Raw genomic sequence first — 16,382 nt, forward strand, 5'->3', positions numbered from 1 at the left:
CTTAGTATTGACGATATGATCCAATTTAAAAATATTTCAAAGCATTACCAGCTAAAAGGTCAAACGATCAACGCTCTGGATCAAATTAATTTAGAGATTCCAGAAGGCAGTATATTTGGCATTATTGGGTATAGTGGTGCGGGGAAAAGTACGCTAATACGTTTGATTAATCTGCTTGAACGCCCTACTCAAGGTCAAGTCATTATCAATCAGACTGATTTTACGGCTTTAGATGCCCGTAGCCTTCGTCAAGAACGTGCAAATATTGGCATGATCTTCCAGCATTTCAATTTATTACAGACCAAGACGGTATCTGAAAATATCGAGATGCCACTAAAATTACTGGGTCATAGCAAAGTTGAACGTGAAAAGCGTTTGAATGAGCTGTTAGACTTTATTGATCTAAAACATAAGAAAGATGCATATCCAGATGAGTTGTCTGGCGGTCAAAAGCAACGCGTGGGTATTGCACGTGCACTTGCCAATCATCCTAAAATCCTGCTTTGCGATGAGGCAACTTCCGCTCTAGATCCTCAAACCACAAAATCAGTACTAGCATTATTAAAGAAGATTAATAAAGAGCAGAATATTACGATTGTTATGGTGACCCATGAAATGGATGTAATTGAATCTGTTTGCGATTATGTTGCGGTCATGGAAGCGGGCAAAGTGATTGAAACTGGTCCAACTTTAGATATTTTCAGTCAGCCTCAACATCCCACAACCAAAACCTTTATTCAAACTGTTTTACAACAGCAATTGCCGATTAATATTTTAGATAATTTAGAACACCAAAATCACAATAGTATCTATAGCTTGCAATTTCTCGGCACGTCAGCCCAAGAAACTGTTATTCAAGCCGTCATTAAAAAATTCGATATCAGCTTAAATATTCTTTTTGCAAACATGACTGAAATTAATGGCACTGTAATCGGACAAATGTTTATTCAACTTTTGGGCGATCAACTCATCATTCAGGAAGCAATCAAATTTCTTGAGGGTCAAGGTGTAAAAGTTGAGCAATCAGGAGTCAGTCAATGAGAGATTTAATTGTACAGTGGCTCACTGAAGTGACAGCTCCTTTTTGGAAAAGTGCTTTAACAATCGACCAGTTTGTTACAGCATTGCAAGAAACATTTCAAATGGTTTTCTTCGCCTTATTGTTCGGCTGCATTTGGGGATTCATTCAAGGCATAACTTTAGTTGTTACGCGTACAGGTGGTATTTTACAGAATAAAGCAATTTACTATGCCATAAACCCCATCGTAAACGCACTCCGCTCTTTGCCCTTTATTATTTTACTGATTGCTGTTATCCCCTTGACTAAACTGTTAGTCGGTACATCAATTGGGACATGGGCTGCGATCGTACCTCTAACGATTTATGTAGGACCATATTTAGGTCGTCTCATCGAAACATCTTTGCTTGAAGTTAACGAAGGGATTGTTGAATCTGCACAAGCAATGGGAGCTTCACCTTGGCAAATTATTTTCAAGTTTATCATTCCTGAAGCACGTAGCTCCCTTATCCTTAATTTAACCACTGGCACAATTTCTTTAATTGGCGCAACGGCGATGGCAGGTGCAGTTGGTGCGGGCGGTATTGGTGATTTAGCGATTTCATACGGTTATCAACGCTTTGATACTAGTGTGGTCATCTTAACCGTGATCGTGCTATTGCTTTTAGTTCAATTCGTTCAATCTTTTGGTGACTGGTTAGCTAAACTTCGATAAGTTAAAACATAAAAAAACTCTCAAAATGATCTTTGTTTATTTTGAGAGTTTTTATTTACATAGAATAGTAAATCTCATTTGCAGCTTTGAAGGTATTTACATGTAATGGTACCAAATCCTCTAATTGTTGATATCCACCAGCTAAAACAAACAAAATTGGAATTTTCATTTTTTTTGCCATATCAAAAACCAAATAGTCTCGAGCATATAACAATTCTGTCGTAAACCATTTAGACCCATACTTATCATGCTGATGGCAATCCATCCCTGCTTGATAAATAATTAAGTCTGCTTCCCAACGAGAAGCGTATTGAAATGCCTCATATACAGCTTCCCGATATAAATCAAAATTCCCTTGTTTAGGATGTATATAGCGCGTCAGACTACGCTCACCAGCTTTACAACCAAATCGAATCCCAAAAATTCCAAAATTCACAAGATTACTCAGGCGGTTAGTAAAAATGGCAGTACCATCACCACCGTGTTGGTCACAATCCAAAATAAAAATTCGCTTTTCTGGATATTGTTTTGCCACCAATGCTAGGCCATTAAAAGTACAATATGCAGCACCCGACTCATAACTAGCATGATGAAAACCTTGGGCAATATTGGCTGCCACACCCTCTTTAAAAGCGATCTCAGCAGCAACCAACTGTCCTGCTTGTACTGACAAAATTGCATCACGTAATTGTTCATTCCACGGTTTAAATCCTTGGATAGTTGCGAAAGAACTTTCACCTGTTACAAAGGCGTCAACAAACTGAGGGTTGTGTAACTTTTTTAAAATCTCAACATCTATTATTCCGGGATCAACAAATTCTACCATTTGTTGCTGGTGCAAGACCTCCGCCACAGCTGAAAGCTTCTCCATACTGTTGGTATGTGTCTTTGCGTAATATCGAGGTGAATAACAAGCTTTTAGCATGGATGCTCTACGCATAACTGATCTCGAGCAATTTCCATCAATTGACTCAATTCAGTTGAATCAGGTCTAAATAGCCCGTTATCGACTTGTTGCTTGAAATGATAACCAAAAGCGCGCGCTCGATTTTGAGGAGATACAGCTAATGTCGTCAATCTTAAAAACCAAAAACCATTCATCTGAGAAATCGGAATCACATAACCTTTATATTGTTTATTTTTTGATTTCTCTAAGTTCTCTATCTCATATTGTGCAGAAAACAGACTCCCTGCTGGTAACCGTACACCATTCATGATCAAAGGAACTAAACTGATACAGGAATGATTATCACCCATATTCATTTTTCCATCATTATCGGTTGATCATGTTCATCTACAAAAATATTTATCTCGCCTTGTCTAAGAAGTCGATGATGTGCAATTCTTAAAAAGAACTTCTCCGCCATAGGACAGGAACCTACTTTAGGCTTCTCGGTCAGCGCAAGACATTCAATCATATCTAAGGCTGTTGAATCTTGTGGAAGAATAATATCTGCAAGTAACTGACATATCAGTATACTTTCTTCTAACTCTGCATATTGATGTAGTGTTCTTAATTTCGATTGAAAATCATATTCTTGTTGCAGGTTTTGGGTAAATGTTTCTTGGGGATTCAAACGAGTTAAACTCTCAATCACTTGTGGATTTTGATCCAAATTGCGCCATGTAGATAACTCCAAACCATATGACGAAGATTGATTTAAAATATTTCTTAGTGCTTTGGTATCGTAGTCATCAAAAATGCGTAAGTCTTGAAAGCCAATTAAATCACGTGGTTGTGAAACAAACTCCGCTATTACCCGTGTGGCTTGTGTATAACCACATCCCCGTCTTTCAGTTTGATGGCTGAAATGTTCATTCAACATTTCAGTGAGTTTTGCTGATAAGGGATGCAAATATTTTTTAAAAATAGTGACAACTTCATGATCAACTAATTCAGACATAATCCCTCCTCATTCTTCTTATATCCCACAAGCACCACTTCATCCCTTTCATTTATTCATAATTATTTATTTAGATATATTAGCTCGAGTTTATTATTCAAATATCGAGTTTCCACTCTTTGTCAAAGCCCCATAAAAATCATAATCTTATAAGGACTTCTGATTTCATATTCATGCAATTTACTACACTTGTCAACCTTAAATACAACCCTAGATTAGATAGGTCATATAATGACGTGAAAGGTCAATAAGTCACTTGATAAGCTGTTCATGCTTTTGCACTTGTCACAATTTGGACTTACACTGTTAAGTAATGATTTTCTGATTGATCTACAAAAGTTATTTTAATAACTGTTTTAGGGATAGTTTATGCAATACAAAATCCACGTTATCGATGTTAAAAACAACCTAAAAAATTACATTTGGTTGTTAGAAGATACACGTACAAATGAAGTGATTGTTGTAGATCCAACAGAAGCGAAACTAGTCACGGATTTTTGTGAAACACATCAATTACACCTTAAACAAATTTGGCTGACGCATTGGCATCCTGATCATACAAATGGCGTAGAAGGCTTGTTGGCTGAGCAAAACATTCTGGTTTATGGTCCGCGTGATGAACTCAGCAAAATTCCCTACCTTTCAAACCCTTTACAGCATGATTACCATTTTTTCTTTAATGATTTAAAAATTGAAGTAATTGCAACTCCTGGGCATACTTTAGGTCATATCACTTATTTTATTGAAGAAATAGATTCTTTGTTTTGTGGAGATACTTTGTTTGCAATGGGATGCGGTCGCTTATTTGAAGGTACTGCTGAGCAAATGTATCATTCATTGAATAGATTGGCAGCTTTGCCTATTCAGACAAAAGTATATTGTACTCATGAATATACACTTTCGAATGCTGAATTTGCGTTAACCATAGAACCTCACAATGTTCTTCTTCAAGAACGTTTCGAGCAAGTAAAAATGCTAAGAGAATCAGATCAAATCACCCTACCCTCTACGATAGAACTTGAGCTAGAAACCAATCCATTTTTACGCACAGAAAATGCTGAAGAGTTTGCTCGCATTCGCAGTCTGAAAGATCAATTTTAAAATTTTAGGTTAATCAATAATTTCACAGATTTATTGCTTTTCAGCTTATCAAATATCACTTTAATAATTTATTTTTCAATATAATACAATTAGTTATTTTTTTAATTCTCAAAAATTAGTATTAAAAATTTACTCTAGTTTTACATTATTTACATCTAGAAAAATAAATATATGCAATCCCCCTTTAAAAAAAATTCATCAACCCCTATTAATGAATAATGATTCACAAGGAGTACTGGTTATGAAAAACAGAGTTGTTAAAGCAAAAAATTTATTGGCTTTCCGTATTTGGTTAGAAAAATTAGGTTATTCGGTGAAAAATTTAGCAGACAATCGCGGGTTCACTTTCAGTTTTAAAAAAGAATACGGCTTGGTTACAGGTGACTTATCAGGAAATGCTTTAGCAATGCAACTCGGTGAAGAATTTGAAGACCATTTAAAAGCATAATGTTCATGCTAATTATTTAGGGTTTCAAACGGACATGAAGCCCTAAAACATAAAAGAGACCTAATCAAACTTTGCTTTTTTAATTTCAATCTCTCACTTAATAACCATCTCTCGAAAAAATAACATTGGAACAAAACAGTTTTCCAAGTATTATAATGTCCTAGTCGAGGGATGCTGCGACATTTGATTTATGACTATAAATCACATGCCAGGCTCGACGATCGGTTAAACATTCGTTTTAACCAACAACGGCATCCGCGAACTGAATGATCAATACTATTTTTTCTAGGAGATCCTGATGAACGCGGTGAATGCTTCATTTACAGATTATAAAGTTGCTGATATTTCCCTTGCTGACTACGGTCGTAAAGAGATCAAACTTGCTGAAGCAGAAATGCCAGCTTTGATCGGCTTACGTAAGCGTTATGCAGCTGCTAAACCACTTGCTGGCGCTAAAATTTTGGGTTGTATTCATATGACAATCCAAACAGCAGTTCTTATTGAAACTTTGATTGAACTCGGTGCAGAAGTTCGTTGGACTTCATGTAACATCTTCTCAACACAAGACCATGCTGCTGCTGCAATTGCAGCTCGTGGTATTCCTGTTTTTGCTTGGAAAGGCGAAACTGAAGAAGAATATGTGTGGTGCTTAGAGCAACAAATCAATGTGAACGGCAAACCTTGGGATGCCAACATGATTTTGGACGATGGCGGTGACTTGACTGCACTTGTTCATGACAAATACCCTGCTCTTTTAGAGCGCATCCACGGTATTACTGAAGAGACCACAACAGGTGTACAACGTTTGTTGGAAATGTGGAAAGATGGTTCTCTTAAAGTTCCTGCAATCAACGTTAATGACTCGATTACTAAGTCTAAAAACGACAATAAATATGGTTGCCGTCACTCATTAAATGATGCAATCAAACGTGCAACTGATATGTTACTTTCTGGTCGCCGTGCTTTAGTGATTGGTTATGGCGATGTGGGTAAAGGTTCAGCTCAGTCTTTACGTCAAGAAGGCATGATTGTTCGTGTGACAGAAATAGATCCTATCTGTGCAATGCAAGCATGTATGGATGGTTACGAGGTTGTTTCTCCATATAAAAATGGCGTTCAAACTGGCAAGAAAGAAGATATTAATCAAGACTTGTTATCAAATACCGACCTTGTTGTCACAACTACTGGTAACTACCACGTGTGTGATTCAGCAATGTTAGACAGCTTAAAAGCTGGTGCTGTGGTATGTAACATTGGTCACTTTGATACTGAAATCGACACGGCATACTTACGTGGTTATAAATGGGTTGAAGTGAAGCCTCAAGTTCACCAAGTGTACCGCTCAGAAGATGAAAATAACTATCTCATCCTTTTATCTGAAGGTCGTTTAGTGAACCTTGGAAATGCAACAGGTCACCCATCACGCGTTATGGATGGTTCTTTTGCAAACCAAGTGCTCGCACAAATGCATCTTTTCGCTGAGAAATTTGCAGATTTACCAGCTGATCAAAAGCAAGCGGCTATTCGTGTTGAAGTTCTTCCTAAGAAATTAGATGAAGAAGTTGCAGCGGCAATGGTTGCAGGCTTTGGTGGTGTAGTAACTCAATTAACTCAAGTTCAAGCGGACTATCTAGGTGTACCTGTTGAAGGCCCATTCAAATCTGACGCTTATAAATACTAAGACAATTAGGGCAGACGTTTCACGGACTGCCCTTTTTTATAAAATCTTCTCAGTAATTTATAAAAGGATTTGAAATGACGAAACGAGTGCCTATTTCTTTCGAGTTTTTCCCACCGAAAACTGATGCTGGTGCAGAAAAATTACGTGTTGTTCATCAAGAGTTACAACTTCTCAACCCTGAGTTTTTTTCTATTACTTACGGTGCTGGTGGCTCAACCCGTGAACGCACTTTGGCAGCGATTAATGATTTTAATGGTAAGGGCACACCAGTTGCACCTCACCTTTCTTGTATTGGTGATGACAAAGCACGTATTGCTGAACTTCTTGATCTTTACAAATCACAAGGAATTGACCGCATCGTTGCACTAAGAGGTGACTTGCCTTCTGGTCAGGTTGGCTTAGGTGAACTTCCGTATGCTCAAGACTTAGTTCGATTCATACGCGAACATTCAGGTGATCATTTCCATATCGAAGTTGCTGCGTATCCTGAAATGCATCCACAAGCTGAAAGTTTTGATGCAGACATCCAACGGTTCGTCGAAAAAGTACAAGCTGGCGCAAATGCAGGAATTACCCAATTCTTCTTTAATCCTGATGCATATTTCTATTTCATCGAACGCTTAGCGAAATCAGGAATTAATATTCCTATCGCACCGGGTATTATGCCGATCACAAATGCAAGCAACTTGATTCGTTTTGCGGATGGTACAGGTGCAGAAATCCCACGTTGGATTCGCAAGCAACTTGCAGCTTATGGTGATGACAGCGCAAGCATTAAAGCATTTGGTCACGAAGTCATCGTTAACCTTTGTGAACGCTTAATTGCTGGTGGAGCACCTACGCTACATTTTTACTCAATGAACCAAACTGAACCAACCCGACAACTTGTTGTTGATTTAGGTTTAAACTAATTTCTACGAGCACGACCCAAGCATGAATCGTTTTTATATCGAAACTGAATTAAATACTGGCAACACGATTGAATTAACTGAGTCAGTATTTCATCATTGGGTTCGTGTACTTCGTGCGAAAGTACAAGAAAAAGCCATCTTTTTTAATGGAAAAGGTGGTGAATATCGTGTAACGCTAACTGAAATTAACAAGAAAAATGCTTTCGTATCTGTTGATCATTTTGAAGCAATCGATCGAACTGCACCATTCAAGGTGATTTTGGGTCAAGTGATGAGCAAAGGTGATCGCATGGATTATGCGATTCAAAAAGCAACTGAACTTGGTGTGACAACGATTCAATTATTAACCAGTGATCGTTGTGAAATGCGTCTTAAATATGACCGTGATCAAAAGAAATTAGACCATTGGCAATCAGTTGCAGTCGCAGCTTGTGAACAATGTGGGATGAATATTGTGCCCAAAGTTTTAGCTCCAATTTCAATCGAAGAATGGATTCAAACAGATCTGCCGATATCACGTTTTGTAATGGCGCCGAACAAAGATCAGAAAAATGTATTACTAGATGCACAACCAGAACTCGCTTTATTGATTGGCCCAGAAGGTGGTCTGAGTGAATCAGAAATTGGGCTATCGAATCAACATGGATTTGTAAATTGGTGTATCGGAGATCGTGTTCTAAGGACAGAAACAGCTCCGGTCGTGGCTTTATCAATTTTAAATTATCACTTTGCTAGCAATTGATACATTTCATTTGCTTTCAGTTGTGTTTAGCGTTAATTTAAAACAAAACTCTATAGTGTTTACAAAAAAATAAAGACTGTGAACACTGATAAAAAACGAAAAGGATTATTCTTTATATGTCAGGGGTTCTGGAAAAAAATTTGCCACAATTTATATATACGGATCAGATTAATTATCCTAACCATATACGTCTATTTGTTGTAAGCGTAATCTTCATTATTTTAATCGATTATTTTTTATTCGGTTTTTTCTATTCATTTGATTTAAACATCTTCTCTATTTGGACGATAAGTTCACTAATTCTATTAAGTATTTTTTTAATTATCTGCAACTTCTCGCTTAAACATTACACATCCGTTCGTCATGCAAAAAAAACCAATCTGACTTTTCAACTGATTTGTCTTTGTATAGGTAGCTTACTGGGTGTAGGCAGTGTGGTAATTAGCCAAATGCTTATTAAAGATGTTCCCCATCTCTCACACTCTCATATTCTCAGATTAACTGCACTACTCCTCACATCATCACACATTATTTCGCTGACCTTTTTAACACAGCATATTCGCTATTTTTTCTTGTTTTTTATTCCTAGTGTTCTCCCTCTTGTTCTTTCTCAAATTATAAATAGAGACCAAGAACATACTTTGTTTTATGTAGCCTATTATTTTTCTTTTGTTGCAACTTTATTATGTGCACATGCAACGTTCAAAATTCATAAACGTTTCTTTGATCCTTGAAAAAAATAAGCAACTGATAGATGTTGCAGAACAACATAACCAATGGACTGAAGAACTATGCCAACAATTGCAGCGAGAAGTAAATAAATCTAAAGATATCGAGGCACAACTGCAATTCAATAACCATTTATTGGAACAGAAAGTACGTGAACGGACATAGGATCTTACTAAGATGAATGAGCGACTCGAAGAGCATCGTCAAAATTTAGCATTTGCGCATGAAACTGCTGGAATCCGTCCATGGGAATGGAATCTTGAAGAGAATACGGTTGGTGTAACAAATTCTCACCAAAAAGAAGTGACACGCAATTCAGAGAATCATTACGAACTATTGATTAAAATCGTTCATCCTGATGATGCTGAACGTGTAAAAAATACGATATATAGTCATTTGTGTGGTCAAACCAAACGTTATGAAGAAACCTTCAGAATAAAACGTTCGAATGGTGATTGGAGTTGGATTCATGATGTTGGTCAGGTGATTCAGCGAAATCCAAAAGACGGTACTCCACTAAGAATGGTTGGTATTCATCGAGACATTAATCAAGAAAAGAAAGATCAAGAACGACTAAAATTAGCCGCAAGTGTTTTTGAACAAGCATCTGAAGGTATTTTTATTCTAGATGAAAACTTTAACTATCTTGAAGTCAATCCAAAATATGAACAACTTACTGGTTTAGACAAACAATATATTTTGAATAAACATTTATTCGAAATCACAAAACAGACTAAACAACATCACTTAAATTTTCATCTCTCTATTCTCGATACTTTACATGAAGAATTTGAATATGAAGGAGAGTTCCAAGAAACCTATCTATCTGAAAAATCTTGTTTTCTTTGGATACATATCAATGCAGTTAAAGATGAGTCTGATCGAGTATTAAATTATATCGGTATCGTTTCAGATCAAAGTGAACGTAAACACCAAGAACAACGCTTATCATATTTAACCAATTATGACACTTTAACTGATCTACCAAATCGCTTTTATTACCATCAACAACTCCATCAATACTTGGTAAATGAAGCATCGATTCAGCATCTAGCCGTCATTCGCTTAAATATAGATCGATTCCGTGCATTAAATGAATTATTAAGTAATCAAGCTGGTAATGAGCTTTTAAAACAAGTTGAACAACGCCTACGAATCAGCAATATAGATGCATTATTGGTCGCTCATTTAAGTGCTGATGATTTTGCAATCATCTATGAAATGTCCCCTTTGCACCCTCCAATTCATCAAATTTGCAATAATATCGTGGAAGCCTTTAGCAAACCTTTCTACATTGCAGATCAAGAACATGTGGTTAGTATTTCGATTGGTGTTGCAATTTACCCTGAACATGGACGCCAAGTAGATAATTTAAATACTCATGCAGAACAAGCACTCACAGAAGCCAAACGTTTAGGTGGAAATACCATCCGTTATTACTCAAGCGAACGCACAAACTTTGTGGCTAAACATACGGATTTGGAACTTGATCTAAGAAAAGCAATTCAAAATAAAGAACTTGTGGTGTATTACCAACCAAAAATAAATACTCAAAATTCCAATATTACAGGTTTTGAAGCCCTGATTCGTTGGAAGCATCCAACAAAAGGCTTAATCATGCCTGATATCTTTATTCCACTTGCTGAAAGTACAAGTCTAATTTCTGATATTGGTCGTTTTGTACTTTATGAGGCAGCTCGTCAACTTCAAGTTTGGCAAAAACTTGGCTTTGTACACATACACGTTGCTGTAAACATTGTTGCTCAACAAATCTTGCGGGGACAATTGCTTCAAGATATTGATGCTGTGTTAGATCAATACTCAATTGGTGGGGAAAATCTTGAATTAGAAATCACTGAATCTGCGTTTTTAGAAAATACTGAAAACGTAAAAATGGTGCTTTGTGCACTCAAAGAACGCAATATTTCAATTGCATTAGATGACTTCGGGACTGGTTATTCTTCACTCGCCTACCTAACCGAATATCCAATTGACATTTTAAAAATTGACCGTGCATTCATTTCAAAAATTGGTGATCCAAAGCAAGATGCGATAGTTAATGCCATGATTGCCATGGGTAAAACCATTGGCTTAAAAGTTGTTGCTGAAGGTGTAGAAACTGAACAGCAACGTGACTACTTGAAGCGACAAAATTGTGACATATTACAGGGTTACTTATTTGCGAAACCTTTAACTGCTTCGGATGCTACAGACTACTTGCAACAACACATGAGAATGTCAACCGCGAGATATTCCATATAACATTACAATTCGAGCTTTTTGAATGTTTATTTTGATCAAAAAATAAATTGTCAATAAGCACATACGTTCAGTGAAAATAAGTTATTTTGACTGGGCGAATGCGTGAACTAGTGCTATATTCTTGTGCACTTATCTTAATATAATAATCAGACATATATCCTGATTATTATCGGAACAATCGAGACTCAGATGGACGATCAATCTTTAAAACAAGCCGCTTTGTATTACCATGAATTTCCAACCCCAGGAAAAATCAGTGTGACACCTAGCAAGCAGCTCGTTAACCAACGAGATTTAGCGCTTGCATATTCTCCTGGTGTTGCTGCTCCATGTTTGGAAATCGAACGTGACCCTTCTGCTGCTGCGAAATACACAGCTCGCGGAAACCTAGTCGCAGTCGTGAGTAATGGTACCGCCGTGCTTGGTTTGGGTAATATTGGTCCTCTTGCCTCTAAACCTGTAATGGAAGGTAAAGGCGTTTTATTCAAGAAGTTTGCTGGCGTTGATGTTTTCGACATTGAAATCGCTGAAAATGATCCAGATAAAATCGTCGATATCGTGGCATCTCTTGAACCAACATTTGGTGGTATCAATCTAGAAGATATCAAAGCACCTGAATGTTTCTATATCGAAAAAAAATTACGCGAACGCATGAAAATTCCTGTGTTCCATGATGACCAACACGGTACAAGTATTATTGTTGGTTCTGCACTTCTAAATGCATTGCAAATCGTAAATAAAAAAATCGAAGATATTAAAATTGTCGCTTCAGGTGCGGGTGCAGCTGCCCTCTCTTGTTTAGATTTATTGTGTGCACTCGGTGTAAATAAACAAAATATCATCGTGGCTGACTCTCGTGGTTTACTCACAACTTCACGTGATGGTCTAGATGAATCAAAGAAACGTTATGTACAAGACATTCAAGCAACGCAATTACATGAAGTAATGGCTGGCGCTGATATGTTCTTAGGTCTTTCAGCAGCTGGCATTTTAACCAAAGAAATGGTTAAAGAAATGGCTGAAAACCCAATTATCTTTGCTTTAGCCAACCCAGATCCAGAAATCTTACCAGAGCATGCTCACGAAGTTCGTCCTGATGTTATTATGGCGACTGGTCGTTCAGACTATCCGAACCAAGTTAATAATGCGCTTTGTTTCCCATATATCTTCCGTGGTGCACTAGACGTCGGTGCAACTACAATTAATGAAGAAATGAAGATCGCATGTGTACATGCAATCGCTCGCATGGCTCATATTGAAGCAGATGCTGCAACGTATGGCGAGAAATCAGCTTCATTTGGTCGTAATTATTTAATTCCTCGCCCACTTGATCAACGCTTGATTCTTGAAATTGCACCAGCAGTTGCTAAAGCAGCGATGGATTCAGGTGTAGCAACTCGTCCTATCGAAGATTTCTCAGCTTACCGTCAGCGTCTTTCTGAATTTGTATACAACTCAGCATTCTTGATGAAGCCTATTTTCTCTCAAGCTAAATCTGATCCTAAACGTATTGCTTATGCTGAAGGCGAAGACGAACGCGTGTTGCGTGCAGTACAAATCGTTGTTGATGAAGGTCTTGCTAAACCAATCCTGATTGGTCGTACAACTGTGATCGAAGCGAATATCAAGAAATTAGGCTTACGCTTACAACATGGCGTAAACATTGAAATCGCAGATCAAGAACAAAACCCTTTATATGATGAGTTCTGGAAAGACTATTATCAAACGATGCAGCGCAAAGGTGTAACAGTTGAGTATGCTCAGCGTGAAGCACGTCGTCGCTCAACACTAATCGCAGCATTGATGGTGAAGTTTGGCAAAGCTGATGGTATGTTGTGTGGTACTTATTCAAGCTACGATATCCATTTAGATTTCGTTAAAAATGTCATTGGACTAAAAGAAGGTCGCAGTACATTCTTTACTTTAAATGCGCTGATGCTTGAAGATCGCAACTTATTTATTGCAGACACCTATGTAAATACTAACCCTACTGCTGAACAGCTTGCTGAAATGACAATTTTAGCTGCTGAAGAAGTTCGTCGCTTTGGTATGACACCTCGTGTTGCTCTGCTTTCTCATTCTAGTTTTGGTAGTGATCAGTTTGACCCAAGTGCTCAAAAGATGCGTGAAGTCTTCCGTTTACTTTCAGAACAAGCTCCTGAGCTTGAAGTTGAAGGTGAAATGCATGGTGATGCAGCATTAGACGACAATATTCGTCATTTTGCATTCCCGAACTCACGCTTTAAAGGTTCAGCAAATCTTTTGATCATGCCTAATCTTGATGCAGCGAATATTTCATTTAACCTCTTAAAAGCAACTTCTGGTAACAACGTTACTATTGGTCCTATTTTATTAGGTGCTGCTAAGCCAGTTCATATCTTAACCCCAACGGCAACAACACGTCGTTTAGTTAATATGACAGCATTGACGGTTGCAGAAATTCAGCAAAGTCAAAACTGATTATCTTAAGCAGAGCTTTTCGAGAAAAGCTTCGCTTAATGCTTGAGAAAACCTCTATTCTGTTGCATGATTGTGTGAAGAATAGAGGTTTTTTATGCAAGTTTATTTAGTAGGCGGTGCTGTCAGAGATCATTTACTTGGGCACCCCTATCACGAAAAAGATTACGTGGTGGTCGGAGCAACACCCGAACAATTACTCGCAGATGGATTTCAACCTGTAGGTAAAGACTTCCCTGTATTTCTTCATCCAAAAACAAAAGAAGAATATGCTCTCGCGCGTAGAGAACGTAAGTCTGGCGTGGGATATCATGGATTTCAATTTCATACCGATAAAACAGTCAAATTAGAAGAAGACTTAATACGTCGTGATCTCACCATCAATGCAATGGCAATGGATGAAAATGGAAATATTTATGACCCATATGGTGGTCAAAATGATCTTAACCAAAAAATTCTTCGTCATGTCTCAGATGCTTTTATTGAAGATCCACTCCGTGTTTTACGCGTTGCAAGATTTGCTGCACGTTATACAGCTTACGGATTTAAGATTGCTGAAGAAACATTAAACCTAATGAGCGAAATCGCAAGTTCTGGTGAATTAGATGCACTAACACCTGAACGGGTTTGGAAAGAAACCTCTCGTGCATTGATGGAAGATCATGCCGATGTGTACTTTCAAACACTCAAAGACTGTAATGGTCTCAAAGTTTTGTTTCCTGAGATTGATGCATTATTTGGTGTTCCACAACGCCCCGAATTCCACCCAGAAATTGACTGTGGTATTCATACATTAATGTCATTAAGACAAGCTTGTTTAGCAAATTACGCCCTAGACGTTCGTTATGCAGTACTTGTACATGATTTAGGAAAGGCGCTCACACCTGCTGAGGAATTACCGAAGCATATTATGCATGAAGAAAGAGGTTTAAAACCTGTTGGTGATATTTCTGATCGCTTAAAAGTTCCTACACAACTCAAGAATTTGGCGCTTATCGTTTGTAAAGAGCATTTAAAATGTCACCAAGCCAAAAATCTTAAACCTGGCACGCTATGGCGCTTATTACAACGTTTAGATGTATTACGCAAACCTGAGAAAGTTCAGGCATTTGTTCAGGCATGTGAATGTGATGCCAAAGGTCGTTTAGGTTTAGAGAATCGCCCCTATCCACAAGCACAATACATCTTAGATGCGATGGAAATTGTGAGAAAAATACGCGCTCAAGATTTACCGCCAGATATTCAAGGTGTTGAAATAGGTGAAATGTTGATTCAATATCGCATTGATGCTTTGGCTAAATTTAAAGAACAGCATGATGAGCCATCATCTGCATCATAATTTTTGCATAAAAAAAACCCAGTCAAAAGTGACTGGGTTTTTTTATTTTACTGATTCAATAAAAATTATTGAGCAGCAGCAGCTTGAGCAGCAGCAACTTCATCAGCAAAGCTCATTTCAGCTTTCTTCTCAATACCTTCGCCTACTTCGAAACGAACGAATTGAGCTACAACTGTACCAGTTGCTTTTAATACATCAGCAACTTTCTTGTCGTTGTCGATAACATACATTTGACGATCAAGAGCAACTTCGTTCAAGTACTTTTCTACTGAACCAGTTACCATTTTCTCAACGATGTTTGCTGGCTTGCCAGATTCTAACGCTTTCGCTTCAGCAATTTCTTTCTCTTTAGCGATTAAGTCAGCTGGAACAGCTTCAGCATTAACTGCAACTGGGTTGAACGCAGCAACGTGCATTGCAATACCTTTACCAGTGTCTGCATCACCTGTATAAGAAACAACAACACCGATTTTTAAACCGTGCTTGTAAACAGCTAAGTTTTCGCCTTCAACGATTTGTGCACGACGAACTTGGATGTTTTCACCGATTTTTTGAACAAGCGCAACACGAGCTTCTTCTACAGTAGCACCGTCTTCAAGCTTAAGTTCAGCAATTTTTGCTGCATCAGTTTCGCCAGCAGCAAGAGCAGCTGTAGCAACTTTGTCAGAGAAGTTTTTGAAGTTGTCGTCTTTAGCAACGAAGTCAGTTTGACAGTTAACTTCAACAAGAATCGCTTTGTTACCGTTTTGAATGATCGTGATCGCACCATCAGCAGCAATGTTACCAGCTTTTTTAGCTGCTTTTGCTTGACCTGATTTACGAAGGTTATCAATTGCAAGTTCGATGTCGCCGTTTGCTTCTGTTAATGCTTTTTTGCATTCCATCATTGCAAGACCAGTACGGTCACGTAATTCTTTTACCATGCTTGCAGTAATTGCAGTCATGTTGATCTCCTAAATCGGTAGAAAATAAATCTGTTCAACAAAAACGGCCCAAAGAAACTCTGGACCGTTTGCAATCTCGACGCTTTAATTTGCCACCATTACATGTCGCAAAAATGACAAGCTTGCGTCAA

At 37.8% G+C, this 16,382-nt stretch carries 11 protein-coding genes and 2 pseudogenes; 10 read left to right on the top strand and 3 right to left on the bottom strand.

The window, feature by feature from the left end; genetic code table 11:
* Nucleotides 1–15: 15 nt before the first annotated feature.
* Nucleotides 16–1,041: a methionine ABC transporter ATP-binding protein gene (locus R2H34_RS11245; protein ID WP_004912274.1), complete on the top strand. Its 1,026-nt coding sequence runs from the start codon at nucleotides 16–18 to the stop codon at nucleotides 1,039–1,041.
* The gene (locus tag R2H34_RS11250; RefSeq protein WP_004912277.1) at nucleotides 1,038–1,733 is read left to right on the top strand and encodes a methionine ABC transporter permease; all 696 of its coding nucleotides are present in this window, start codon (nucleotides 1,038–1,040) and stop codon (nucleotides 1,731–1,733) included. The genes R2H34_RS11245 and R2H34_RS11250 overlap by 4 nt, the downstream gene beginning before the upstream one ends.
* A gap of 55 nt (nucleotides 1,734–1,788) precedes the next feature.
* Here the strand turns inward: R2H34_RS11250 and R2H34_RS11255 are convergent, their stop codons facing one another.
* Both R2H34_RS11255 and R2H34_RS11260 read right to left on the bottom strand, forming a co-directional pair.
* The gene (locus R2H34_RS11255) at nucleotides 1,789–2,658 is read right to left on the bottom strand and encodes a histone deacetylase (RefSeq protein WP_318342268.1); all 870 of its coding nucleotides are present in this window, start codon (nucleotides 2,656–2,658) and stop codon (nucleotides 1,789–1,791) included.
* A pseudogene (locus R2H34_RS11260) lies at nucleotides 2,652–3,637 on the bottom strand (hypothetical protein). The gene R2H34_RS11255 and the pseudogene R2H34_RS11260 overlap by 7 nt, the downstream one beginning before the upstream one ends.
* 369 nt (nucleotides 3,638–4,006) lie before the next feature.
* Between R2H34_RS11260 and gloB the strand changes: the two are divergent.
* From gloB to R2H34_RS11300, 8 genes and pseudogenes are all read left to right on the top strand, one after another.
* Nucleotides 4,007–4,738, top strand: coding sequence for a hydroxyacylglutathione hydrolase (gene gloB, locus R2H34_RS11265; RefSeq protein ID WP_004912285.1), 732 nt, complete (start codon nucleotides 4,007–4,009; stop codon nucleotides 4,736–4,738).
* A 241-nt stretch (nucleotides 4,739–4,979) separates the two neighbouring features.
* Nucleotides 4,980–5,186, top strand: a complete 207-nt coding sequence (locus R2H34_RS11270; protein WP_004676939.1) for a hypothetical protein — start codon at nucleotides 4,980–4,982, stop codon at nucleotides 5,184–5,186.
* Nucleotides 5,187–5,484: 298 nt separating this feature from the next.
* Complete coding sequence (ahcY, locus tag R2H34_RS11275; protein ID WP_004912289.1) at nucleotides 5,485–6,867, top strand: adenosylhomocysteinase; 1,383 nt, start codon at nucleotides 5,485–5,487, stop codon at nucleotides 6,865–6,867.
* A 74-nt stretch (nucleotides 6,868–6,941) separates the two neighbouring features.
* Entirely contained in the window at nucleotides 6,942–7,778 is an 837-nt protein-coding gene (gene metF, locus R2H34_RS11280; protein WP_004912291.1) for a methylenetetrahydrofolate reductase [NAD(P)H], read from the top strand.
* Between the two features lie 22 nt (nucleotides 7,779–7,800).
* The gene (locus R2H34_RS11285) at nucleotides 7,801–8,520 is read left to right on the top strand and encodes a 16S rRNA (uracil(1498)-N(3))-methyltransferase (protein WP_004962992.1); all 720 of its coding nucleotides are present in this window, start codon (nucleotides 7,801–7,803) and stop codon (nucleotides 8,518–8,520) included.
* A gap of 116 nt (nucleotides 8,521–8,636) precedes the next feature.
* Nucleotides 8,637–11,511: pseudogene (locus R2H34_RS11290) on the top strand (EAL domain-containing protein).
* 189 nt (nucleotides 11,512–11,700) lie between these two features.
* Nucleotides 11,701–13,971, top strand: coding sequence for an NADP-dependent malic enzyme (locus R2H34_RS11295; protein ID WP_087540426.1), 2,271 nt, complete (start codon nucleotides 11,701–11,703; stop codon nucleotides 13,969–13,971).
* A gap of 94 nt (nucleotides 13,972–14,065) precedes the next feature.
* On the top strand, nucleotides 14,066–15,307 hold the full coding sequence (locus R2H34_RS11300; RefSeq protein WP_087540428.1) for a multifunctional CCA addition/repair protein: 1,242 nt from the start codon (nucleotides 14,066–14,068) through the stop codon (nucleotides 15,305–15,307).
* Nucleotides 15,308–15,372: 65 nt separating this feature from the next.
* Here the strand turns inward: R2H34_RS11300 and tsf are convergent, their stop codons facing one another.
* Entirely contained in the window at nucleotides 15,373–16,251 is an 879-nt protein-coding gene (tsf, locus tag R2H34_RS11305) for a translation elongation factor Ts (protein ID WP_004955180.1), read from the bottom strand.
* Nucleotides 16,252–16,382 lie beyond the last annotated feature (131 nt).

The organism is Acinetobacter sp. 16, assembly GCF_033439925.1.
In the GTDB taxonomy this organism is placed as follows: domain Bacteria; phylum Pseudomonadota; class Gammaproteobacteria; order Pseudomonadales; family Moraxellaceae; genus Acinetobacter; species Acinetobacter junii.

Coding starts and splice junctions, on each gene's coding strand:
- R2H34_RS11300 (WP_087540428.1), top strand. CDS start 14,066: ATGCAAGTTTATTTAGTAGGCGGTGCTGTCAGAGATCATTTACTTGGG.
- ahcY (WP_004912289.1), top strand. CDS start 5,485: ATGAACGCGGTGAATGCTTCATTTACAGATTATAAAGTTGCTGATATT.
- metF (WP_004912291.1), top strand. CDS start 6,942: ATGACGAAACGAGTGCCTATTTCTTTCGAGTTTTTCCCACCGAAAACT.
- gloB (WP_004912285.1), top strand. CDS start 4,007: ATGCAATACAAAATCCACGTTATCGATGTTAAAAACAACCTAAAAAAT.
- tsf (WP_004955180.1), bottom strand. CDS start 16,251: ATGACTGCAATTACTGCAAGCATGGTAAAAGAATTACGTGACCGTACT.
- R2H34_RS11250 (WP_004912277.1), top strand. CDS start 1,038: ATGAGAGATTTAATTGTACAGTGGCTCACTGAAGTGACAGCTCCTTTT.
- R2H34_RS11295 (WP_087540426.1), top strand. CDS start 11,701: ATGGACGATCAATCTTTAAAACAAGCCGCTTTGTATTACCATGAATTT.
- R2H34_RS11285 (WP_004962992.1), top strand. CDS start 7,801: ATGAATCGTTTTTATATCGAAACTGAATTAAATACTGGCAACACGATT.
- R2H34_RS11245 (WP_004912274.1), top strand. CDS start 16: ATGATCCAATTTAAAAATATTTCAAAGCATTACCAGCTAAAAGGTCAA.
- R2H34_RS11255 (WP_318342268.1), bottom strand. CDS start 2,658: ATGCTAAAAGCTTGTTATTCACCTCGATATTACGCAAAGACACATACC.
- R2H34_RS11270 (WP_004676939.1), top strand. CDS start 4,980: ATGAAAAACAGAGTTGTTAAAGCAAAAAATTTATTGGCTTTCCGTATT.